Below are 23,032 nucleotides of genomic sequence, written 5' to 3'. Positions count from 1 at the left end.
TAGTATAAATATTGCTGCGAAACGGGGTTTAATAGATGAATATAGTTCTGACAAGACCATCAGCAGCACCTGTGATTCAGGCGCTTCGTTCTATTGGATATAATGCTAGTACAGCCATTGCTGACCTTGTAGATAACAGTCTAGATGCTAAGGCATCAACTATTAAAGTGAATTTTACCTATAATGATACAGATGGAATGATTACCATAAATGATAATGGTTTGGGTATGACTGAATATATGCTTCAAATCGCTATGAGCATTGGTTCTAAAGACCCAAGAGAGCGTAGAAGAACAAACGAGCTCGGTCGTTTTGGTATGGGATTGAAAACGGCTTCTTTTTCACTTGGAAAGCGATTGAGTGTTTTGACAAAAAAAGATGGAGTATATTTTGAGAGATGTTGGGATCTTGATCATGTATCAGAATGTAATGAATGGCAACTCTTCACCAAAATTCCTGAAGAAATAAAATTGCAACTAGACGATATAAAGGGGGAAAACGGCACAATCGTCTGTATTGACAAGCTTGACCGATTTATGGGGGTTGGACGAAAGCGCAAATTAAAAGAAACAAGTTTCTATAATAAAGTTTCTCGTATTAATAGACACCTGGAATTTGTATTTCACTCTATACTGGAGAAAAAAGAAGTAAGTCTGTTTATCAACGGTAAAGAGATAGATCCATGGGATCCTTTTATGAGGAGTCATCCGAATACACTGGAAGGCGAAATGCAGATTCTTAAAATTAATGATAATAGAATCAAAGTGCAGTATTTTATTTTGCCTCATGCCTCCCATTTAACAGAGTCTGAATATAAGAAGGCGGGCGGTTACAAAGGCTGGCGTGATCATCAGGGATTATATATCTATAGAGAAAATCGTCTTTTATATTTTGGTGATTGGATGGGGCTGTTTCCCAAGGATGCAGCTTCACAGCTGGCCAGGGTGCGCATCGATCTCCCGAATTCAGCTGACTCAGACTGGCAGGTTGATATAAAAAAATCGGGCATTAATTTGCCTGAAGACGCCAAAAGAAGACTAGAAACCATTTCATCCATTGCACGAAAAGTTTCAAGGGATATTTTTTATTTTCGGACACAGTCTGGTCCTAGAAATCCTTCGATTAAGGGAAGTTTAAATACATGGGAGCAGTCAGGAAACGAGGATGGTCCTCAATTTATTTTAAATCGAAATCATCCGATCCTTTCTGAGTTGCTTAAAAATTTGGATGATGAACATGCAAAACTCTTAAACTTATATTTGAAATTTGTACAGCTTGGCTCGCCAAGTAATATTATAGATGCTCCTAAAGTTCCAGAAGAAGAATTGCAAAAGGTTTCAGACAGCAAGAAAGAATTGGTAGTCCAATTTGCTTCTTCTATGATGCAGTTAAATGTAGCTGAAAACGAAGAACAGCTTTTGAATATTTTGTTAACGCAACCTGCATTTGATGAATTAAACCGTGCAACTTTAAAAGTAATTTTATTGGAGGCGAATTTGAATGTCAGCAATTGATTTGAAAGATTTTTTTGAACAGAACTTTTTAAATACCTATTATTACCTAAAAACAGTTTATAAAAATCAGGAAGAGGCAGCAGAAAAAGCCTTGGAATCAGCAAGAGGATTAGCGTCGGCCGAGAGCCCTATTGACGATCCAACATTTCAAAAGTGGTCACTTGAAATGTACATGAAGTACAAAATTGGTTTGGAAGTTCCAAAGAATTATGTAATGAGAGAGTCCAAAGAAAAAAGCTGGTTTGAGCCTAAGATGGTAGCTAGCGGATTTTTCTGGTCCAGGTATCGTAGATATCTCTCCACTTCGAAAAACTGGCCTCTTGAGGCAGTTACTGCAATAGATGAAACAACGAATCAGATAATGGCATCTATAGGAAATCCAAGCTCGATAGACCCATTCGATAAACGTGGGCTTGTATTAGGTTATGTTCAGTCAGGTAAAACAGCTAATTTCACTGGCTTAATCAATAAAGCTTTTGATGTTGGCTATATGCTAATAATTGTGCTATCAGGTATTCATAATGATTTAAGAACTCAGACACAAATCCGTTTGAATGAAGAGGTAATCGGGAACCGAACAGACAAAGATGGAAACCCAATAGGAGTTGCTCAAATAAGCGCAAATACAGCTGATCATATCATTTCTTCTTGGACAACAGAAGACCATGATATCAAATCAAGCCAAAGGGGTACTTTTAACCTAAACTCACCAACATTAATGGTCGTTAAGAAAAATAAAACCGTACTAGAATCGCTTCGAGATCAGTTAATTTATCATCGGGATATATATAATTTGGATATTCCCGTCTTAATTGTTGACGATGAAGCAGATCAGGCATCTGTTGATACTTCCAATCCTGATAAAAATGAAGATCCGAAAACGATCAATCGCTTGATCAGGCAAATCCTTGAAATTTTTAATCGAAAAGCTTTTGTCGGATATACTGCAACACCTTTTGCAAATCTTCTAATCAGCAATGAAGGAAATACAAATGAAGAAGGAGATGACCTGTATCCAAAAGATTTTCTTGTCGGCCTACCAAAGCCGAAGGAATATTGCGGACCTGAGGAATATTTTAATGTGGAAGAGGACGCGGAAGATACTCGCCCGAGTCTGATCCGCCATTTGCGTCAAGAAGACCTCGATGTATTTACAAAAATTAAAAAGAAATCTGACGCAAATAAATTCGAAGAAGTTCCTCCTCAAATGCGTGAAGCAATACTTGAATTCCTGCTTGTGATTGCTATTCGCAATCTGAGAGGACAAAGAAATAAACATAATTCAATGCTCATACATACTTCTCGTTTTAAAGATGTCCAGTCAAGTGTAAAAGACGCAGTTGAGCGGGCGTTTGATGCTATATCAAAGCAATTACAGTATAATGCAGAAAGCACTGTGATTGCAGAACTACAAGAACTTTATGATAATGATATTCTCCCAACAAGTAAAGATTGGCCGAATGAAAATCACCCAGAATTTAGCTGGAATGAAGTATATAAAGAATTGATGAATTGCTGTGAAAGTATCCAAGTTTTTGAGATAAATGGTAACAGCCGGGATGCATTAGATTACCATCAATATAAAGAAGAAGGATTAAATGTTATTGCAGTAGGTGGAGACAAATTGTCCAGAGGATTAACATTAGAAGGCTTAAGTATCACCTATTATTTCCGTAATACGCTTATGTACGACACTCTCATGCAGATGGGACGCTGGTTTGGCTATAAAAAGGGTTATATGGATATATGCCGCATTTATACTTCTAATGAGATTGCTTCAAATTTTGAACATCTGTCTATTGCGATGATTCAACTTCGACAGGAATTCGACCGTCTGGCTACAATGAAGAAGACACCATCTGAATATGCGATCAAAATGCTAAGCCATCCAACAATGAAGCTTACGAGTCCTTTGAAAATGAGAAATGCAGTTTCTTCAAATGTCATTTATGCTGGTACCCTACAACAGACAAGACTGTTTGATCCAAGTGAAGATGTAATGAAAGGAAACATGGATGCGACTGTTAAGCTCGTTAATATACTTCCTTTAACAAAGACAACATACAAAAAGACCGACTTCTACTCGACATCTGGTGTGCACGCAGAACACATCAAAGGATTTCTGTCAGAATATCGAACGGCTGACAGTAATATTGTAAATTCTGCACTAATTGCTGACTATATTGACAGAGTGAACAAAGAAGGAGAATTATTAAATTGGACTGTTTCAATAGTAGAAGGTCAGCGCAAATCTTCTCTTGGCCTATCAGAATACCCGGTTGAATTAGGAAAAATCAGTTTGAAATCTGCTTCTGCACTTGGAAATAAGGTCAAAGCGCCTGAGAACATGTATCAAATTAGAGACATTGGGGCTATTGTGTCTCCTAACCATGAGGATATGGATTTGGACTTCGATAAAATTAAAGAAATTAAAGAGCGTAAAGATAAACGAGGAGTGCGTTCAAAGGAAAATGGCCTAATGTTAATATATCCTTTGCATCCAGAAGTTCCTATCTTTAAGAGTTTAGATGTGAAATTCTCCTCGAAACTAGTGCCAATTGGAATTGCGTTTTCTTTCCCGGCGACGGAAATTGAAGAGAATGGCGTCTATCAGACAAATAAAACGATATCTAAATAACCTTTATTTAAGGAGAGTATATGTGTTGAACCTAAAAATAGAGTTTGATGATATGATACAAGAACTTCGAAGCCAGGATGAAAGTGAAGTATATAAATTGAATGTTTTGACTTATGAGAATCCAATTATGTTTGCAGGGATCGACCCTGCTAATCATCATCGGCAGCTGTACATTGATTTGGGCACAGAAGGATGGGACAAGGATCAGGAAAAAGCATTGCCCAAATGGAGGGGAATGTCCGTTAAGGTGGAATACTTTGAAAAACTATCCCTCTTAAAGGAACATTATTTTCTTGTTATCCGACAAGAGGATGAACAAAGCCCAGAAATCTTTGAATTTGTTCTGCAGAATCTCGCTGATCACCTGGCAGTAGCTGAAGAAGAAGTTTCTCTTTTTTCAACAGTCTATAAAGTACTTGATCGATGGAGGACTTTCTTTCAGCGAGGAGGATTTAAGCGGCTTTCAGAAGAGCAACAGCGTGGGTTGTTTGGGGAATTATGGTTTATTAATGAATGGCTGGAAAGGCATCCTGGCCAACCGCCTCTTATAATTGAACATTGGGAAGGACCGACGAAAGGTCGCATTGATTTTAAAGGAAACAAATGTGGAATTGAAATCAAAACAATTAATGAAAAATTATCAAAAACGATTAAAATATCAAATGAAAATCAGCTTAAGCTGAATGAAGCTGTATCTTCAATTTATCTCTATGTATGTTTTCTAGAACAAAGCCGTACACATGGGCTTTCTCTTCAAGAACTGGCAGGTCAGGTTCGTATCAAGCTTGCAGAAAGATCTGAAAGAATTGCACTCATTTATAGCGATTTATTGACTGATCTGGGGTTTAGAGAAGAAGAATACGAAGATGTGCTTTATTTTATGGAAAAAACAGAGGTGTATGAGGCTGGTAAAAATTTTCCTCGCTTATTAAAGGAACATCTGCCAAAAGGAATTTCACATGTAAGTTATAATATTGATCTGACTCATTGTGCAGCATATGAGAAGCAACTGGAAACTATATATCAAATGTTTAGAGTGGAAGGATAAAAGATGATAGAAACAAGACAAAGAAAAGAATTCCTGCTCGATTTTACAGAAGAGTTAGAGGAAAAAGCGATAGAATCTGGTAGTTACCAGGTTCCTTTCCTGGAAAAAATGATCTCCTTTATGGATAGACCAGATGAACCTGAAATTCTGTTGCCTCCTTTTAGGGATTCTGGAAAAAATATTGCTGTAAATGCCTATTCTTATGACGAAGAGAATCAAGTATTAGATGTTTACGTTGTTGATTATAACTTTGAGCAGAATGAAAAAGATTTACTTTCCATCAACATGACTGCTGTCACTGAAGTAGCCAATAGGGTAAAACGATTTATTACAAATTCAAAAAGTCTCCTTCAGACGATTGATCATTCATTGGAAGCCTACGATCTTGCTAAAATCATCAATGAAGTAATGAATAGTTTAAATGAGATTAATATTTTTGTTATAACAAACATGTATTATACTTCCAATAAGCCTGTAGAAATAACCATCCCTGGAATTGAAACTGTTAATGTTCAAGTATGGGATATTGATCGAGTTCAGCAACTGATCACTTCTGAGCAAGCTATTGAAACAGACTACATAGATTTTGAACAGGACTACGGTGAAACATTTGAGATGATGTTTGTCCCGGACCCCTCAAGTGGTGTGAAGGATTTTGAATGTTATATAGGTTATATTTCTGCTGAGTTACTAGCTAAAGCATATGATGAATGGGGACAAAAGCTTGTTGAGCGAAATGTTCGATCATTCCTTCAAGCAAGGGGCGGAACCAACAAAGGCATTCGCGATACATTAAAGGACCCTTTTCAGCGTAAAATGTTTGTTGCCTATAACAATGGTATATCAACAGTAGCCCGTACTGGTAACTTTGAACCAGTAAAAGAAGGAGTAAACCAATTTAAGATTAAGGGATTAAGTGGCTGGCAGATTGTTAACGGAGGTCAAACGACAGCTTCCATTCATAAAGCTTACAAGGATGGGATCAGCTTGAAAGATGTCTATGTCCAGGCAAAACTTACTATCCTACAGGTTAATGAATTTACTGAAAAAGATCAGCACCAGATCGAAGATGAGATGATTTCACGCATTTCACAATATGCCAATACCCAAAACAAGATTAATAAATCAGATTTATTAGCCAATACACGTTTCATGTCTGACCTTGAAAAATTTTCGAGAAATATCTGGATTCCTGGAATAGATGGAAGAAGGTCCGAAAGCAAATGGTACTTTGAACGTGCCAGAGGGCAGTATATGGTTGATATTAACAGGCGAAAAAGAGGCAAAGAACAGATTGACTTCAAGAAACAATATCCGAAAAATAAAGTCCTCACAAAAGTTGATATGGCTAAATATTTCATGTCATGGGAAGGCTATCCTCATGTTTCCAGTAAAGGCGGGGAGGAAGCTTTTAAGAAATTCATGGAGTTAAATAAGAGCTTTTGGAGCGGAAATACCCTCGATAAAATAACATTATCTGTCTATCAAAAACTAATTGCGCGAGCTATTATTAATCTTAGGGTAAAGAAAATTGTTGATGAAATGAAGCTAAGAGGTTACAAAGCAAATGTCCTTTATTATACAACTGCGATGTTTCATCAAATATATAGTGAACAGATAGATTTAATTAAAGTGTGGGAAGAACAATCCTTGTCCGAAAAATGGGATGATATCATTCGAATAATCGCAGAAAAGACATTGTCCTATCTTAGGGAATCTGCGGGAGAGCGAAACGTTACACAATGGGCGAAGCAAGAAGCATGTTGGATTCAGTATAAAGAGACCTGCTCACAAGAATTAAAAAACTTGATTTAGTATTATCACCCTAATCCTTCTACAGAGATTCAGGGTGTTTTTCATTTAAGTATAGTGTTTTATAAATATGTGAATATGATTAACTGAGTGTCAAAAGCCATGCATAAATTCATTTTCCTTAATGAAAATTAACTTTATTACATACTAGTCTTTTATATTCACTCGCTGGTCTTTGCAGTCATTTTAGAGAGTCTTAGTGAGACATTATTAGACATGGATTGGAACACTGTAGGTTTGTTATACTTTATACCTTATAAAAAAATCGGCTTTTGCAAACTCTGAAATCTCCCTTGAGAAACCAACAATAAACCATTTGATATAAATATAATTATGATATAATTGAAAAGTTAATTAAAAAACAAATTTACGAACTTATGTTCTTTTATTGAAATATAATATGAAAGATTACTTCTTAATGAAGTGAGGTTTTATAATGAAAAAATTTAAAGTAATGGATCTTTTTGCAGGGGCAGGTGGTCTCAGCAACGGCTTTGAACAGACAGGCAGGTTCGAAGTGAAAGTCGCTGTCGAAATTAATGAGAACGCACGTAAAACCTTTAAAATAAACCATCGTAATGACGTCATTTTACATGAGGATATTACAAAGCTTCAATATACAGACAAAAATGGAGAAAAGATTGGTGAATTCCGTGATATTGATGTGGTGATAGGTGGACCACCATGTCAAGGATTTTCCAATGCAAATCGGCAACAGAATACATTAATTTCTTCGAATAATAATCTTGTTAAGGAATATTTGCGGGCGATTGAAGAAATTCGTCCCATAGCTTTTGTGATGGAAAACGTGAAAAGCATGGAGTCAGAAAAGCATAAGTTTTTTTTGAGTGAAGGGGACGAAGTTGAGCTTGATAAGCTGGAAATTGAGCCTGTGGAAGAACATATTAAGATCGGCAGAAGTACACTTTATTCTGTTATATTAAGAAATTTCCTTATGGATGCCTACAAACAGCGGAAAGATCTAACCCCTTTTATAATAAGTAACGAACTCTTTTCTAAATTAAATACACTTTTAAAACATGCTAAAAAGAAATCGCCTATGGATTTATTGAACTTTATAGAAAAAGAAGCAAACTATAAATTTTTTATGAAGGTAATAAACAAGCAATGGCATAGTCAGCATTGTGAATATTGGAATAGCCTATACCAATTAGATTGGACTGACTTGGGAGAAAAGCTGAAGAACCTTTTAGACAAAACAACTGAAAATCTCACTTCATATACAGATAGCCTTGAAAACATTCTTGAGGCACAGAAGGTAATACGCAAGATTTCAGAAGTAATTAAAAATAAAGTTTTGTTATTCGATATAGAAGTAAATAATGATGATATTGAGATTATCATTAAATCATTCAATGTGTTTGATTATATTAAAAGAAAGTTTACCAAGTTAGGTTACGCATTAAATGAGGATAAGTATATTTTTAATGCTGCTCATTATGGCGTGGCGCAGGAAAGAAGCAGATTAATTTTAATGGGCATCAAAGAAACTTCTTTAAAAAAGGAAGCAGTTAAAACGCCTGAGCCACTTTTTCATAATAGGAAAGAGTATAACAAAATCTATGATGCAATAGGCGATTTAGAAAACATATCACCCGGTGTAAATGTAAAAGATGATGAACTTGATAAGACTTCCCATCAACCGCTACTCAATAGTCCTCTTAATGATTACCTTAATAATATAGATAAGGTATATAACCATGTTAGAACTGAATCTGGTGAAGTAGCTCAAAAAAGGTTTAAGGCTTTAAAAGAAGGTCAGAATTTTCATAATCTGGATGAATCTTTGAAAACTACCTACACAGATCATAGCAGAACACAAAATACGATTTATAGAAGACTTGCATATAATGAGCCTTCAGATACTGTACTTAATGCTAGAAAATCAATGTGGGTTCATCCAGTTATAGACAGAGCTATCAGTATTAGAGAAGCAGCTAGGTTACAATCATTCCAGGATTCATATAAATTCTGTGGGTCAAAAGACTCGCAGTATCAACAAATAGGGAATGCGGTTCCCCCATTGCTTGCTAGGGCTGTTGCAGAGGGAATTTTGCAATCTTTAGGTGAAGAGGTTGAGGGGAATATTAGAGAAATACTTTTGCCTAAACATGTTGTTGAAAATTGTGTATATTCTGGAATGAAAGTTCGCAGGTAAAGGTCTGATATAGACTTTTGCCTTTAAACTTTTTATATACTCCCATTACATAACTTGTAAATTTTAAAGTGAAACATAATTAAAATTAAAAAATTACTCTCTGGAATTAAGTTAGGGTAAAAAATCCAAAGAGAAATCATAAGGTAGGAAACACACCATGCACACAATCAAAAAAATAGGCAAAACCTTCTCCTACATCACACCAGTATCACTCACCGACCGCCCCATCCTAGGCATGGTCGAAGGCAATAACAAAACATTAATGATCGATGCCGGAAACTCAGAAGATCATGCGAAATATTTCATCCAAAAAACCTTAGAACACGAGAACGCCAAGCCTGATCTCGTTGTCCTCACGCATTGGCATTGGGATCATATCTTTGGTCTACCGGCGTTGCCTCATGCGGTTTCAATTGCTTCTGCAAAAACCAGAAAGGAAATGGAGAAGCTTCTTCCGTTTTCTTGGTCAGATGAGGCGATTGATGAGCGGGTGAAGGAAGGAACGGAGATTGAGTTTTGCGCGAAGGCGATAAAAGAAGAATTTAAGAATCATCGAGAGATTCAGGTCGTCTTACCGGTTGTGACGTTTGATCGTCGGATGGAGATTGATCTTGGCGGGGTGACTTGTGTTGTGCAGCATGTTGGGGGTGATCATGCCGCAGATTCAGTGATCGTGTATGTGAAAGAGGAAAAAATCCTGTTTCTTGCTGATTGCATTTATCCGAAAATGTATGCTGAAAAAGTACATTATACGGTAAAAGAAATCTTGCGTCTTTTAGATGAGTTAGATGCATTTGATGCTGAAACGTATATTCCTTCACACCAAAGACCGTGGACAAAAGAGGAGTTTCGTCAGGAAACAGACAAGCTTCGGATGATTGCGAAATTCACCGATCTTTGTGGTGGAGATCAACAGAAAATCACGATAGAATATCAAAATTACGTGAACAGAGAATTGAAAGAAGATGAACTAGAAACCATTGCTTACTTTGTAAATGGTTATTAAATAATTATGGTGACTAAACAGAAAAAGTCTCATTTGAGTGATTTCCCTCAAACGAGACTTATTTCATTTCTATGGTAAACCTACAAAGTCTTCTGCATCACGAACTGTGACAGACATCTGTTTTGCATTAATAATAATGACACAATCCCAAGTGGGCTTTATTTGCAGTTCATCATTCTCATCAATACGAATAATCCCTTTAAATTCAACAGTCTGTTCTAGAAAGACCATTTTCTTTTCTGTATCATCTTTGACGGCTGTTAAATGTTCAGGATAGTGAATCGTCCAATCATAAAAAGCGGTTTTCTTCATAGTTCCTCCTATTTTCATTCGTACACATCTCCGAATACTTCTTTTGTTTGCCGGATTGTCAGTGATTTATTGGTTGGATCAATTGAAATGACACAATCCCAAGTAGGTTTGATTTGTAGCTCGTTGTTGTCATCCATCCAGATGATGCTATTTAGTTCAATAGATGGCTCTAAAATGACCATTTTCTTTTCATGATGATCGGTAATCGCCGTTAAGTCTGCTTGTAAATGGATGGTCCAGTCAAAAAAAGTGATTTTTTTCATTGTTTCTCCCCTCATCTTCGCTTATATTTCCATTATAACCTGAGTGTTTTCTGACACCATTTTTTATCAATTTTTCTATTAATAGAGAGGTTACTTACAGATGGACAAAATAACTAACCCATACGACACGTTCAAAACCAAAATATCGAAATATCCAATTGAACAAAATCATTGGCAAGTCTTCAAAGATGGAACAACGATTAAACAATTAAAAGCGGGTACATGCATGATCAAGGCTGGCGATCCAGTGAAGCATGCTTATTTCTGCATAACAGGTCTCTTCCGTCTCTTCTATTTGTTACCGGATGGCAGGGAGTACAACGTGGCTTTTACGTTGGAAGATGATTTTGCTACTTCTTATGCAAGTATGATCAACGGGCAGCCTTCTTCTTATTCGATTGAAGCGATGGAGGATTCTATCGTGATTGAAATTCCGTATGATCTGCTTCAAATGTTGATGGACAGAAGTCATATGTGGGAGCGGTTTGTTCGGGTGAGTGTAGAAAGGCTGTATACGAGAAAGGAAGAGCGTGAGAGGGAACTGCTCTATTTGCCAGCCATTGAGCGATATCAGGCGTTTTTATTGAAATATCCCGGGTTACATCAACGTATCGCTCAATATCATATTGCCTCATATATCGGTATTTCTCCAGTTTCGCTGAGCAGGCTACTGCATCCTGCTGAACATTAACCTATGTTAATGCACATTCTCTAGATCTGGCGTACAATCATCACATCATAGAAGAATCGAGGGGCATGATGATGAAATATATGATGGTTGTTTTATTAGAGTTCTATCCATCTTGGCTTGCTTTACCACGAGAGGAGCGCAGAACCCATGCGGCTTCGCTGCAAGAGTTGATGCAGAAATATGAGGAACATGTGACGGTGCGCTTTTTTGATGCTGAAGCTCTTCCAGGTAAGGATTACACAGATTTTGTGATGTGTGAAACAGATGACCTGAAGTTCTATCATTTTATGTGGGAAGAGATTAGAGATTCTATTCCTTACACAAGTGGTTATGTCAAAATTAAAGAGGTCATCATGGGAATGGAAGATGCTTTTCAAACATATGAAAAAGAATCTCTGAAAATGGATCAGTAATCGAAAACCACCTACTATCAGGTGGTTTTTTGCACATTCTATTTTTTGGTATAATCAGGGGTAAGGTAAGAACGGATAAATTTTTGAACTGAATCGGAGGTACTTATGAAGCAGCTTTATATGAAGCAAAAGGTATTTAGTCTGAGCGGCAGGTTTACTGTAAAGGATCAGCAGGAGAATGATGTATATGTGGTCGAAGGCAGCTTTATGAAGGTGCCAAAGACGTTCACCATTTTGAATACAGAACGAGATGAAATCGCTGTGATTACGAAGAAAATGTTTACCTTTTTACCGAAGTTTGTAGTAGAAGTTGATGGTCAAGAGGTATTGACGATCAAAAAAGAATTTACGTTCTTCAAAGCCAAATATTCAATTGATGCTGCGGGTATCGAAGTACAAGGGAACTGGTGGGATATGAATTTCCAAGTGCTGCAAAGCGGCGAAATGATCGGTCAAGTGAAGAAGGAATGGTTTACTTGGGGGGATAGCTATAAGGTGGATATTTTGAAAGAAGAGATGGAGCCTGTGATGATTGCATTGGTTGTTGCGATTGATTGTGTGAAGGCGGATGAAGCGGCGTCGAGGTCTTCGTCGACGACGATGAATAATTAATTGGAGGGTTTAAAAAGTTGGACAACCTCACCCGCATTTTAAGATTAAGAGATGCAGAGATATGGGAGTATGAATTTCTCGATAATAAAGACATCATCGTCTATTTCTCGATTACAGATTTAAATAGAAAAGCAACGATTCATGATAACCCTCTGGCCACTCAAGAAGAACTGGATGAAAGAGATAATTACATATCAATGGATGTGCACAGCCATCTAGATCTCAAGAAAACGCTAGAAGAAGATATATTTGATGACTTTATCACCAATATCTCAGCTTTAGTAGAGCATATGCATGATTTTCACAATGCGCATGTTTTTATTCACATGCATGTTCATGACAAAATCGAATTGACAGATTTTCAGTTAGAAAAAGATGAAGAGATGCATGGCGATGAAAAAGAACAACTCTATACATTTAAACGTTTATGGATTCAGCAGGCATGTTTTCAATTGGTCGAACAACAATTAAATCGAAAAATCACAGACATGTCTAACAGTAGGTTTTGCCAAGATCTAAAGTGAGGTGAGCAAACGAATGACATTCCCATACAAAGTATTTCAAACAGTCGTCGAATGCGGCAGCTTTACAAAAGCTGGAGAGAAGCTTGGGCTGACGCAGTCTGGGGTGAGTCATAATATGGCGAAGCTTGAGTCAGAACTTGGGATTGTGCTGCTTCATCGGAATCGAAACGGGCTGTCGCTGACAGATGCAGGTGAGCGGGTGATGCCGCATATTCGCCAAATCATTCATCATGCGTCATTGCTTGAGCAGGAGGCGGCGTTGATTCAAGGGATGGAAGTGGGGAGCATTAAAATCGGCACGTTTTCTAGTTTTTCTTCAAAAATGCTTCCGCAGCTGATTCATCGTTTTACGAAAAGTTATCCCAATATCCAATTGGAGTTATACGAAGGCGGCTATGAAGAGATTGAAGAGTGGATCGCGTCTGGCACAGTTGATCTTGGGTTTTTAACACAGCCATCTAGAGATTTGGTAACTGTTCCACTGTTTCAAGATGAATTGGTGGTGCTCATGCAAGAGAGTCATCGTTTCCATACAAAGAAGGTGATGGAAGTCGCTTCGTTTCAAGATGAACCGTTTATCATGCCAAAAGCGGGCTGTGATCAACTCATTAAGAAAATATTAAAAGAAAGAGGCGTAAAACCCCATGTTTTATTTGAGATTGGGGACAACAATACGCTCATCTCTATGGTTCAGGAAGGCATTGGGCTCACGATCATTCCGAAGTTGATTTTGCCGCCTCAGGTGCCTCATGCGAACGTAATTCCACTTGAGACCAGTGTTTATCGCGAAATCAATATGGCGTTTAAATCTTTTAACGCAGCCTCTCCCTCTACTAAAAGATGGATTGAAGCGGTCAAAGATCATTTTAAATAGATTCAGCTTGAACGAGAGTCTCTATTCAAGCTGATCAATTTATAGCGTGATCACCCCACGAATGGTAATAACCGCTGCACCTGCTACTTTAATCACCGGCTTTGCTTCATTCGGAATGACCGTGATACGAAGCAATCCTGGTCTGCCGATTGCATCACCTTGAGCAATGCGCAGATGAGTGGTTTCTTGCTGAGGAATGATCCCTTCCAAATACAGATATCCGGCTAATGCTCCGTTTGCTGCTCCGGTTACAGGATCTTCGGGTATACCAATGCCAGGTGCAAAATCCCTTGTATAAAGATCACAGTCCTTTGTGGCTTGAAACGTATAAAGATGAGTCGTTGTGATACCCTGCGCTTTATTCATTTTCCCTAAAGCTGCTAAGTTTGGTGCCGCTTGATCAATGTCATCCTGATGTTTCAGCGGAACCAGGAGATGCCAGTTTCCGGTGTTTGCTAATTTTATAGGATAGGATGGATCAATCCTGTCACTGCTTATACCGAGCATGTCACTAAGCTCTTCTACATCGATGATAAAATCTCGCGTCTTTGGCGTGACCTGTGTCATCTCCACATCCACAACTTTGCCATTTTCCTCGTGCCATATAACGGGAACATGGCCGATCTTTGTTTCTAACACAACCCCTGATTTTTCTTTAGCCATCCCTAGCTCCGTCGCTAAAAGCCAAGTCAACCCAACCGTCGCATGCCCGCAGAAATTGACCTCTTCCGTTGGAGTGAAATATTTCACTCGATAATCAGCTTTCTCATCATGTGCCGGCAGTAAGAAAACGGACTCGGGTAAGTTCAACTCCTTGGCGATATTCTGCATCTCATCCTCCGTTAACCATTCCCCATCCAACACCACCCCAGCGGCATTACCTCCAAATTTCTCAGTTGTAAACGCATCGACATGATACACCCTAATATCTTTCATCTGACGAATCCTCCTAAACATGTTGTTATGTTCATCATAAGTTTGTATGATGCATTCGTAAAATGAATCTTTTGAATGTGATGAATTGGAATTGTTCATGTAATATCAAACAACTAGGCGCTAAGGGCGGAAAGGTCTTACCGTTACAGGAAAAGGAATGTCGGAGAGTAGTAAGACGGTAAAGTCGTTTAAGGCTGAAAGAAAATAATATCGGATCAAAAGGCAGGTTCAAAGAGAATCTGCTTTTTTTGTAGTATGCTTGAACAAAACAAAAAGAAAGCGAGGGGGTCAGCATAGCTTTAGGAGGATATATCAATATTGGATTGGTATTCTATGATGACATTCATTTAACAATCACTTTTCGCAAACTGACTGACTTTTTAACAAAAAAAGGAATATTGATAACGAAGGTAAAGTTTAGTCAGGACGCTAATGGCGAAGCATGGATCGAACATGATGTAAAAGAGAATAAAATCAAAAACAATTACTTGGAAGCCTATTATACAGAATTTGAATTGACGGGAACATGTCTAAAGCATACGACCATGAATATACAAAAAGAAGCTGGTTTTGTTGGATTCGTTCTATATTTAAAGTGGACAGAGGTTGTTTCACATGATGTCGTTCGTATTCAACAGGAGATCGTACAGTGTCTTGTAGAACTTTATCATACTCTTACGTTCGAGTATGCATTCATTGGTCATGAAATGGAAGTCGAGCTTCATCCAGATGATGTTGAAAAGAGTCTGCAAGAACATCATGCTTTTCCAGTTGTTCTTATAGGTAAAGGGGATTGTTTAGTCATTTTTTATGGTGATACTCTCATTGACGGGCTAACTACTCAAGAGAGAGGGAAGAAATATTTAAAGGTTAAAAGAGAACAGTAGAAAAGCCTCCTGAATGTATCAGGGGCTTTTTCCTTTCATCACCCATAATAATTATTCGCTTGAATAAAAAATTGGGATTGTGTGTAGTTATATGTGATTTTCGAAAAGTCGAAGGGCTGGCCGTTTGTGAGATGAAAGACCGTCTCGACGCGGAGAGCGGGATCGTCTAGTTTGAGGCCGAGGTGCTTTGCTTCGGTATCGTTCAGTTTGCCTACTTGTAAGTACATATCGGAGAAGCCGACTTTGAGTCCAAGACCTTCACTGACGAATTTAAATACAGAATCGGCTGCAATTTCTGTGTTGAGGTAAGGAATAATGGTTTTCCGGTAATAGGACTCTTCTAAACATAAAGTTTGTCCATTGATGTAACGAATGCGTTTAAGGTAGAAAACATCCTCATCTGGTTCAATGTTTAAATTCAGCGCAGCTTCTTCTGGCGGTTTGATGGTATCTAACGTGAGAACTTCTGATGTCAGTTGAAATTCCTCTAAATCTTTTTTAAACCCTTGGTTGGATAAAAGGCTGATATAGCCTTTGCGTCTATGCCTTCTCACAAAGATGCCGCTGCCCCTCACCTGATAGACAATCCCTTTTCTTTCGAGTAAATCTAATGATTTGATAATTGTACTTTTGCTCACAGCAAATTGATTCATGAGCGTCTCAAGCACAGGAAGTTTGTCTCCTTGCTGTAGCTCATGTGTGACAATATATTTTTCAATATCGCTCGCAATTTGTTGATACTTTAACATAGCCATTCCTCTTTGTTTTCACGATTTATTGTCTTTGTATTATAGCACATCCCGATTTCTTTTTGATATGCAAATTGAAATTATATAGGTATTGATAAATTGTACCGGTATAATTATAATGTACATATACTAGTAGTGATAAAGGGGGGTTTTATATGTCAAAAGTGAGGGATTATCAAAAGCTTGCAGAAGACATCTTAGAAGCAGTTGGCGGAGAAGAAAATGTGGTGAGTGCTGCAAGATGCGCCACGAGGCTGCGTTTGGTGTTGAAGCGTTCTAATCCAAAGGCAAAAGAAGCAGTCAACGCCATGCTTGGCGTCATTACAGTGGTGGAAAACGGTGGTCAGTTTCAGGTTGTGATCGGTCAGCATGTAGGTGAGGTATATGAGCATTTTTCCAACCTTGTTCAGCTCCAAACGTCGGATGATGATCAGCCGAATGAAAACAAAGGAACGATACTGAATCGGGTCATTGCGACCATGTCCGCTGTGTTTGCGCCATTTGTGTATATTTTAGCCGCAGCTGGTATTTTACAAGGTGCACTTATCTTAATAAATTTGATATTTCCAAGCTTCTCGAAAACAGGAACTTATGAAGTGTTTAGCTTTATTTCTTGGGCACCGTTTACGTTCTTGCCCATTTTTATTGCGATCACTGCAGCCAAGCATTTCAAAACAAATATGTATATCGCGGTTGCTTGTACAGCAGCGCTTGTCAGTCCTTCTTGGACAGAGATTGCTGGACGTGTAGCATCAGGGGAAGGTGTGACCTTTTTAGGGATTGCGTTATCTGAAACGGTTTATACATCATCCGTCTTGCCACCGCTTTTCTTAGTATGGATTCTTTCCTATGTAGAAAAATTCTTAAACAAACGAATTCATGAGGTTGTCAAACCGCTATTTGTCCCATTTCTATGTATGGTCGTCATGGTTCCGTTAACCATTCTATTAATCGGTCCTCTTTCGACAGCAGGTGCAAATGGGATTGCAAACGGATACAATATCTTAGCTGAAAATGTACCAGCTCTGGCAGGGGCCATTATCGGCGGTTTCTGGCAAGTACTCGTGATTTTCGGTGTTCACTGGGGCATCACGCCAATGGTACTTGCGAACTTTGAACAATATGGACGTGACTCCTTTCAGGCATATCAAACCATCGCTGTTATCGCTCAAGTCGGTGCGGTGCTGGGAGTTATTTTAAAAGCAAGAAATCGGGAAACACGGAAAGTTGGGGTTTCAGCTGGAATCACAGGACTCTTCGGTATTACGGAGCCTGCGATTTACGGTGTCACCTTACGTTTTAAAAAGCCGTTTATTTTCGGGTGTATTTCTGGAGCAGTCGGTGCCATTGTGGCCAGCTTCTTTACGCCTTATTACTTTGCATATGCAGGGCTGCCTGGCCCTCTGACCATTGTGAACGGAATCAGTGCAGATTATCCAACGTCTATCATTGGTATTTTGATTGGTGTGGCCATTGCGCTGATATTACCAGTTGTGCTTATTCAATTGTTCGGTTATGGGGAAGATACGGTAGACCAGCCAGCTGGTGAAACACCTGTTAAAGATCAAGGCGGAGAAACGACACAAGCTTCTATGAACAATGAAGAAATGATCACGGCTCCACTTACAGGAAAGGTGCTTTCGTTATCTGAAGTGCCAGATGCCGTATTTAGCTCTGGAGCGATGGGGAAAGGCTTTGCCATTCATCCGACCGATAACAAACTGTTTGCACCGTTTGATGGCAGTGTCGTCATGCTTGCACCAACAAAACATGCGATTGGTCTGCGTTCTGAATTTGGTGTGGAGTTACTTGTTCATGTAGGAATTGATACGGTCTCTCTAGATGGATCGGCATTTACACTCAATATCAAAGAAGGCGACAAGGTGAAAAAGGGTGAATTGTTGATGACATTTGATCAGGAAGCAATTGAAAGCAAAGGATTACAAACAATCACACCTGTTATCATTACCAATACCCAAGCATACGAAGATGTGATTGTAGAGAAACGTTCGACATGTCAGCCAACTGACGTCATGATGACAATTGTGAAATAGGAGGAATAGATAATGACTTTACCAAAAGATTTCTTATGGGGCGGGGCATTAGCCGCTCATCAATTCGAAGGTGGATGGAATGCAGCTGGCAAAGGGCCGAGTGTTGTAGATGTCATGACAGCAGGTGCTCATGGTGTTCCAAGACAGATCACGGAAACGATAGAAGAAGGAACTTTTTATCCAAACCATGAAGCCATTGATTTCTACCATCGTTACAAAGAAGATATCGCCATGTTTGCTGAAATGGGATTAAAATGCTTACGAACATCGATCGGCTGGAGCCGAATTTTCCCTAAAGGGGATGAAGACGAGCCGAATGAAGCAGGCTTACAGTTTTATGATGATGTGTTTGATGAACTGATTAAACATGGCATCGAGCCTGTCATTACGCTGTCTCACTTTGAAATGCCCCTCCATTTGGCAAGAGAATACGGCGGATTCCGAAGCAGAAAAGTCGCTGAATATTTCGTAAAATTTGCGGAAGTATGCTTCAATCGTTACAAGGACAAGGTCACGTACTGGATGACATTTAATGAAATCAATAACAAAATGGACGTCAACAACCCGTTGTTCCTTTGGACAAATTCAGGGGTATCTGTCAAAGAAGGCGAAAATGCCAAAGAAGTCATGTATCAAGCGGGACATCATGAATTGCTTGCAAGTGCATGGGCAGTGGCAAAAGGAAAAGAGATCAATCCGTCCTTTCAAATTGGAGCGATGGTGTCCCACGTGCCAATTTATCCATATTCCTCGAACCCAGAGGATGTCATGCTGGCAGAAGAATATATGAGACAGCGCTATTTCTTCCCAGATGTCCAGGTGCGTGGCTACTATCCAAGCTACGCGTTAAAAGAATTTGAGCGCGAAGGCTATCACATTCCTTTTGAAGAAGGGGATGAAGAAAGTTTAAGAAAAGGAAAAGTAGATTACCTTGGCTTTAGCTACTACATGTCAACAACGGTCAAAAGCGATGTGGTATCTGATCACAACGGAGACATTGTCAATGGAGCACTGCCACATGGTGTGGAAAATCCGTATATCAAATCAAGTGACTGGGGCTGGTCCATTGATCCGACAGGCTTAAGATATACATTGAATCGTTTTTACGATCGCTATCAAATCCCGCTATTCATTGTGGAAAATGGCTTTGGTGCCATTGATCAAGTGGAAGAAGACGGCTCTATTCATGACCCAGAGCGAATTCAATATCTCGCTTCTCATATTCAAGCACTGAAAAAAGCGATTGAATATGACGGTGTGGACCTCATCGGCTACACACCTTGGGGCATCATTGATATCGTTTCATTCACAACCGGTGAAATGAAAAAACGCTACGGCATGATCTATGTTGACCGCGATAACGAAGGTAATGGTTCAATGAAGAGACTCAAAAAAGATTCATTTACTTGGTACCAAAACGTCATTGCAACGAATGGTGAAGAAGTGTAACAAAGGAAAATGCAGACCCGGATGAGTGTGGTATACGCTTGTTCGGGTTTTTGTGTTTCTTTCGACAAAAATGGTGCGCATATCCTTTTGTTAACAAGAAATAAGTCTTATAATTTAGATAGAATATTTGATGATGAAAATAAGAGAAGATAGATGGAATGGGAGAGGTAGTAAATGACGAAATGGTGGATGGTTCGTGCGGGTGACCAAAACGAATTAATTACAATTTGGGAAGAGAAAGGCATTGCATCGATAGGGTGGCCTAAATTAGGTAATCCAAAACAATATCAAACAAAGCAAGAGATGAATGCTCGAGCTGATGTCATATTCGCTGAGAACAAACCTTTTACGAGAAGAAGCTGGGTCAGTCAGGTATGGAGGTTTAGTAGAGAAATCAAAAAGGGAGATCGAATCATTACGTACATAAAAGAAAGCCGTGAATATCGAGTAGGTACGGTGATTGCTCCGCATTTTTTTGATGAAGCAGTTGGAGATAAAATGTATCCAAATCATATTCAGGTAAATTGGGAACCAATAGCAGTTAAACGAGATTCTCTCAGTCAATCAGCTAAGAACAGCCTCGGTTCTATATCAACTGTTTTTCGTGTAGATGATTGGGGGAAAGAGATTGAACATTTACTCAAAAACCCTACATCTATATCAGCGCCTGAAGATGAAACCGAAGAAGATGAAATTATCGAAGATTTAGTCAGCAAAGCTACTGTCATGATTGAAGATAAAGTAGATAAATTGGACCCGTGGCAAATGCAAGACTTAGTCGGAGGCTTACTGCAAGCAATGTCATACAATGTTCGCGTGAGTCCAAAAGGGCCAGATGGCGGTGTGGATGTATTAGCTTATAAAGATGCATTTGGATTTGAAAAGCCTATTATTAAAGTACAAGTAAAGCATCGGAAAAATTCAGCCAGTTCGCCAGAGGTGCAGCAATTATTAGGTGCTAATCCAATGAATGCTAACAGTTTATTTGTTTCTACTGGTGGGTTTACTTCTCATGCAAAAGCTGTTGCTAAACATAATGAGGTTCATCTAGTGGACTTAGAAGAGCTCGTAAATCTTATTGTACATTGGTATGAATATATGCCAGCTGAGACAAGATCCTTATTACCTCTGAAAAAAGTGTATGTACCTGAGTGATCTTTTTATTGTCTATGTTTCAATAACTCCTGAATACAAAGAAAAAAGAGGGTAATGACGGTAAAATAGTTCATTGGATTCTGAAAGATATTGATGTTCATTGATAATTGAAGAAGAATCCACAGACTGAATACCACCATAACAGCAGGAATAATTAATTTATACACAATGGTTCTCCCTTCTAGAGTAGTGCGGTTTTAGTTGGCATTGTCTCATATCATTGTAGAGGTTGAAAAGAGGTAAAGGTTTTAATAGGTTCTATCACATAATTCGGTATAATTGGTCTATAAAAACGATAAATGGTAGATAAAGAATAGGAGTTGTTGAAATGAATCAAACTCTGCAAATGGGTGCCAATACCGTACTAAACTCTCCAAAGGGGCAATTATTCATCAGTTATGAAGTGTCATCTGCAATTGATATTTCTTTAACGGCGTTTCTCTTAACAGATTCAGATCTAGTTCAAGGAGATAATGGCATTATTTCTTACAATCAGCCGGAGAGTGCTACGGGTGTCGCGACACTTTTACCAGCAGAGATATCAGATCAGTTGAAAAGACATCAATTGAATTTTGATATGAGCAAAGTGCCTGTCGGAATCACAAAGATGGCTATTACACTAACAGAGGATCGAGGAATCGGCTTTTCTCATGTGAAGAATCTGAAAGCAGAAATTCGAACAGGTGATGAGGTGCTATACCTAACACCAGTAAGCTTTACAAATGAAAAGGGTATTGTCGTAGTAGAGCTATACATAAGAAATAGTGAAACGAAAGCACGATCCATCTGGCGTGGCTTCGATTCTGGATTGGAAGGGCTATGCAAGCTTTATGGGGTAGAGGTTGAACCTGATGAACAGGGTGTTTCTACACCTCCTCCAATGGTTTCTGAAAAACAAATTAATGAGCCTGCTCCAATGAAAACAGCCGCTAAAGAGAAAGTCGCTGCACCTATTAGCTTAGAGAAAGTTCAAGGTAAAATTAGTCTAGACAAAGGTCATAAACCGATCATCATTGAAAAAACACCAGAGATTACGGCTACAGTATCTTGGGAGTCTGGAACCGATTATGATATTTACGCATTGGTCTATACGAAGTCAGGAAAGCAAATAGATGTGGCCATGTTTGGCGCAAAAGGTGTTCCCGCTCTCAAAAATTACGGTAACGGGGCTGTTGAGCATATGGGAGATGTCGGTAGAGATCGTGAATCAATGAAAACAGAAGTCATTAAACTAAGGTTAAATGATGATATCCTTGCGGTGGTACCCGTTGTTTACTCTGCTCAATCAAATGGAACAGGTTCTTTCTATAGATATAGAGTGTCTATGAGTATCGATAATCATCAAGGAACGTCTGTCACGATTCACGCGAAACATGCAAATGACAATGATCGAATTTATTCTTGTGTTCCAGGTATTCTTCAAAACACAAATGATGGCGTGATCATCCGTCCACTAGAGCTTTACAGTAAACCAAACTCTGAGCGTAGACCGAAGTTAAAAATGAAATATTCAAATGAGATCGATGTTTTGATGGATAAAGGACCAATCAATGACTATAAGTAACGTGAACATGTGGCTAGACAGAGTATAATGAACTGTCTGGCCTTTTCTATATCCCTACAATGGATAAACTCGTTTATCCAAATGAGAGGGTAAATTGAATAGAGAGTTCATTCCATTTTTTATGTCATTTAGCCTATTTTTCCGTTTTGGAGGTCACGGTAAAATAGACTTTATGATCAATAATGGAGGGAGTGGCTTAATCTGGGCAAGATACTTGATGCAAAAGCACTAACCAGTGCCATGGATACAAGGGCAAAACACTATCAGGAACTCCACGAACAAATGATAGATTTAAAAAAGGCACTTCAAGGTGTTGCCAATCTCGGTGACGACTTCACTGGAAAAGGTGCCG

General features: G+C 38.7%; 22 protein-coding genes. 17 read left to right on the top strand and 5 right to left on the bottom strand.

Annotated elements, in window-relative coordinates:
- Positions 1–35: 35 nt before the first annotated feature.
- The 6 genes from BA79_RS17250 (at position 36) to BA79_RS17225 (ending at position 10,197) form a co-directional block, all read left to right on the top strand.
- Positions 36–1,514, top strand: a complete 1,479-nt coding sequence (locus tag BA79_RS17250; protein ID WP_008347465.1) for an ATP-binding protein — start codon at positions 36–38, stop codon at positions 1,512–1,514.
- Entirely contained in the window at positions 1,501–4,152 is a 2,652-nt protein-coding gene (locus tag BA79_RS17245; protein WP_035704169.1) for a Z1 domain-containing protein, read from the top strand. The genes BA79_RS17250 and BA79_RS17245 overlap by 14 nt, the downstream gene beginning before the upstream one ends.
- 22 nt (positions 4,153–4,174) lie before the next feature.
- A complete protein-coding gene (locus BA79_RS17240) occupies positions 4,175–5,200 on the top strand; it encodes a PD-(D/E)XK motif protein (RefSeq protein WP_008347462.1) in 1,026 nt (341 codons plus the stop codon).
- Positions 5,201–5,203: 3 nt separating this feature from the next.
- Entirely contained in the window at positions 5,204–7,015 is a 1,812-nt protein-coding gene (locus BA79_RS17235; RefSeq protein WP_035704167.1) for an AIPR family protein, read from the top strand.
- Between the two features lie 433 nt (positions 7,016–7,448).
- The gene (locus tag BA79_RS17230; RefSeq protein ID WP_035704165.1) at positions 7,449–9,191 is read left to right on the top strand and encodes a DNA cytosine methyltransferase; all 1,743 of its coding nucleotides are present in this window, start codon (positions 7,449–7,451) and stop codon (positions 9,189–9,191) included.
- A 157-nt stretch (positions 9,192–9,348) separates the two neighbouring features.
- Positions 9,349–10,197, top strand: a complete 849-nt coding sequence (locus BA79_RS17225) for an MBL fold metallo-hydrolase (protein WP_035704164.1) — start codon at positions 9,349–9,351, stop codon at positions 10,195–10,197.
- 69 nt (positions 10,198–10,266) lie between these two features.
- On the opposite strand, the gene BA79_RS17220 is transcribed toward BA79_RS17225, so the two are convergent.
- Complete coding sequence (locus BA79_RS17220) at positions 10,267–10,509, bottom strand: hypothetical protein (protein WP_008347452.1); 243 nt, start codon at positions 10,507–10,509, stop codon at positions 10,267–10,269.
- 14 nt (positions 10,510–10,523) lie between these two features.
- Positions 10,524–10,772: a hypothetical protein gene (locus BA79_RS17215; RefSeq protein ID WP_035704162.1), complete on the bottom strand. Its 249-nt coding sequence runs from the start codon at positions 10,770–10,772 to the stop codon at positions 10,524–10,526.
- A gap of 100 nt (positions 10,773–10,872) precedes the next feature.
- Here BA79_RS17215 and BA79_RS17210 point away from each other — a divergent pair, with 100 nt between their 5' ends.
- The 5 genes from BA79_RS17210 (at position 10,873) to BA79_RS17190 (ending at position 13,886) form a co-directional block, all read left to right on the top strand.
- Positions 10,873–11,463 carry a Crp/Fnr family transcriptional regulator gene (locus BA79_RS17210; protein ID WP_035704157.1) on the top strand — a complete coding sequence of 197 codons (591 nt, stop codon included), beginning with the start codon at positions 10,873–10,875 and terminating at the stop codon, positions 11,461–11,463.
- Positions 11,464–11,534: 71 nt separating this feature from the next.
- The gene (locus BA79_RS17205; protein ID WP_008347446.1) at positions 11,535–11,876 is read left to right on the top strand and encodes a darcynin family protein; all 342 of its coding nucleotides are present in this window, start codon (positions 11,535–11,537) and stop codon (positions 11,874–11,876) included.
- 105 nt (positions 11,877–11,981) lie between these two features.
- Positions 11,982–12,488, top strand: coding sequence for an LURP-one-related/scramblase family protein (locus tag BA79_RS17200; RefSeq protein WP_035704155.1), 507 nt, complete (start codon positions 11,982–11,984; stop codon positions 12,486–12,488).
- 17 nt (positions 12,489–12,505) lie between these two features.
- Entirely contained in the window at positions 12,506–13,012 is a 507-nt protein-coding gene (locus BA79_RS17195; RefSeq protein ID WP_017368423.1) for a hypothetical protein, read from the top strand.
- Between the two features lie 13 nt (positions 13,013–13,025).
- Positions 13,026–13,886: a LysR family transcriptional regulator gene (locus tag BA79_RS17190; protein ID WP_035704150.1), complete on the top strand. Its 861-nt coding sequence runs from the start codon at positions 13,026–13,028 to the stop codon at positions 13,884–13,886.
- A gap of 39 nt (positions 13,887–13,925) precedes the next feature.
- Here BA79_RS17190 and BA79_RS17185 read toward each other — a convergent pair whose 3' ends face one another.
- Entirely contained in the window at positions 13,926–14,822 is an 897-nt protein-coding gene (locus tag BA79_RS17185; RefSeq protein WP_035704147.1) for a PhzF family phenazine biosynthesis protein, read from the bottom strand.
- A 323-nt stretch (positions 14,823–15,145) separates the two neighbouring features.
- On the opposite strand from BA79_RS17185, the gene BA79_RS17180 reads away from it, so the two are divergent.
- Entirely contained in the window at positions 15,146–15,709 is a 564-nt protein-coding gene (locus tag BA79_RS17180; protein WP_035704144.1) for an Imm64 family immunity protein, read from the top strand.
- Between the two features lie 38 nt (positions 15,710–15,747).
- Here the strand turns inward: BA79_RS17180 and BA79_RS17175 are convergent, their stop codons facing one another.
- The gene (locus BA79_RS17175) at positions 15,748–16,458 is read right to left on the bottom strand and encodes a GntR family transcriptional regulator (protein ID WP_035704142.1); all 711 of its coding nucleotides are present in this window, start codon (positions 16,456–16,458) and stop codon (positions 15,748–15,750) included.
- A gap of 155 nt (positions 16,459–16,613) precedes the next feature.
- Between BA79_RS17175 and BA79_RS17170 the strand changes: the two genes are divergently transcribed.
- From BA79_RS17170 to BA79_RS17160, 3 genes are all read left to right on the top strand, one after another.
- Entirely contained in the window at positions 16,614–18,512 is a 1,899-nt protein-coding gene (locus BA79_RS17170; protein ID WP_035704139.1) for a beta-glucoside-specific PTS transporter subunit IIABC, read from the top strand.
- A gap of 9 nt (positions 18,513–18,521) precedes the next feature.
- Complete coding sequence (gene bglA / locus BA79_RS17165; RefSeq protein WP_155923908.1) at positions 18,522–19,961, top strand: 6-phospho-beta-glucosidase BglA; 1,440 nt, start codon at positions 18,522–18,524, stop codon at positions 19,959–19,961.
- A gap of 174 nt (positions 19,962–20,135) precedes the next feature.
- Positions 20,136–21,116 (top strand): restriction endonuclease, encoded by a 981-nt coding sequence (locus tag BA79_RS17160; RefSeq protein WP_035704134.1) that lies wholly within the window; start codon positions 20,136–20,138, stop codon positions 21,114–21,116.
- A gap of 5 nt (positions 21,117–21,121) precedes the next feature.
- Here the strand turns inward: BA79_RS17160 and BA79_RS19635 are convergent, their stop codons facing one another.
- On the bottom strand, positions 21,122–21,283 hold the full coding sequence (locus BA79_RS19635; protein ID WP_100218327.1) for a hypothetical protein: 162 nt from the start codon (positions 21,281–21,283) through the stop codon (positions 21,122–21,124).
- 161 nt (positions 21,284–21,444) lie between these two features.
- Between BA79_RS19635 and BA79_RS17155 the strand changes: the two genes are divergently transcribed.
- Positions 21,445–22,680 carry a TerD family protein gene (locus BA79_RS17155; RefSeq protein ID WP_035704130.1) on the top strand — a complete coding sequence of 412 codons (1,236 nt, stop codon included), beginning with the start codon at positions 21,445–21,447 and terminating at the stop codon, positions 22,678–22,680.
- A 201-nt stretch (positions 22,681–22,881) separates the two neighbouring features.
- Positions 22,882–23,032, top strand: a 151-nt coding sequence (locus BA79_RS19295; RefSeq protein ID WP_155923909.1) for a T7SS effector LXG polymorphic toxin, incomplete at its 3' end; no start/stop codon positions are given.

Origin of the sequence: Bacillus altitudinis 41KF2b (assembly GCF_000691145.1) — a bacterium.
GTDB classification, from domain to species: domain Bacteria; phylum Bacillota; class Bacilli; order Bacillales; family Bacillaceae; genus Bacillus; species Bacillus altitudinis.
This window is presented reverse-complemented; position numbering and strand designations above follow the sequence as displayed.

What these genes read in the sequence shown, in the direction of transcription:
- BA79_RS17250 (WP_008347465.1), top strand. Translation starts at nt 36, where the DNA reads ATGAATATAGTTCTGACAAGACCATCAGCAGCACCTGTGATTCAGGCG.
- BA79_RS17245 (WP_035704169.1), top strand. Translation starts at nt 1,501, where the DNA reads ATGTCAGCAATTGATTTGAAAGATTTTTTTGAACAGAACTTTTTAAAT.
- BA79_RS17235 (WP_035704167.1), top strand. Translation starts at nt 5,204, where the DNA reads ATGATAGAAACAAGACAAAGAAAAGAATTCCTGCTCGATTTTACAGAA.
- BA79_RS17230 (WP_035704165.1), top strand. Translation starts at nt 7,449, where the DNA reads ATGAAAAAATTTAAAGTAATGGATCTTTTTGCAGGGGCAGGTGGTCTC.
- BA79_RS17225 (WP_035704164.1), top strand. Translation starts at nt 9,349, where the DNA reads ATGCACACAATCAAAAAAATAGGCAAAACCTTCTCCTACATCACACCA.
- BA79_RS17220 (WP_008347452.1), bottom strand. Translation starts at nt 10,509, where the DNA reads ATGAAGAAAACCGCTTTTTATGATTGGACGATTCACTATCCTGAACAT.
- BA79_RS17215 (WP_035704162.1), bottom strand. Translation starts at nt 10,772, where the DNA reads ATGAAAAAAATCACTTTTTTTGACTGGACCATCCATTTACAAGCAGAC.
- BA79_RS17210 (WP_035704157.1), top strand. Translation starts at nt 10,873, where the DNA reads ATGGACAAAATAACTAACCCATACGACACGTTCAAAACCAAAATATCG.
- BA79_RS17205 (WP_008347446.1), top strand. Translation starts at nt 11,535, where the DNA reads ATGAAATATATGATGGTTGTTTTATTAGAGTTCTATCCATCTTGGCTT.
- BA79_RS17200 (WP_035704155.1), top strand. Translation starts at nt 11,982, where the DNA reads ATGAAGCAGCTTTATATGAAGCAAAAGGTATTTAGTCTGAGCGGCAGG.
- BA79_RS17190 (WP_035704150.1), top strand. Translation starts at nt 13,026, where the DNA reads ATGACATTCCCATACAAAGTATTTCAAACAGTCGTCGAATGCGGCAGC.
- BA79_RS17185 (WP_035704147.1), bottom strand. Translation starts at nt 14,822, where the DNA reads ATGAAAGATATTAGGGTGTATCATGTCGATGCGTTTACAACTGAGAAA.
- BA79_RS17175 (WP_035704142.1), bottom strand. Translation starts at nt 16,458, where the DNA reads ATGTTAAAGTATCAACAAATTGCGAGCGATATTGAAAAATATATTGTC.
- BA79_RS17170 (WP_035704139.1), top strand. Translation starts at nt 16,614, where the DNA reads ATGTCAAAAGTGAGGGATTATCAAAAGCTTGCAGAAGACATCTTAGAA.
- BA79_RS17160 (WP_035704134.1), top strand. Translation starts at nt 20,136, where the DNA reads ATGACGAAATGGTGGATGGTTCGTGCGGGTGACCAAAACGAATTAATT.
- BA79_RS17155 (WP_035704130.1), top strand. Translation starts at nt 21,445, where the DNA reads ATGAATCAAACTCTGCAAATGGGTGCCAATACCGTACTAAACTCTCCA.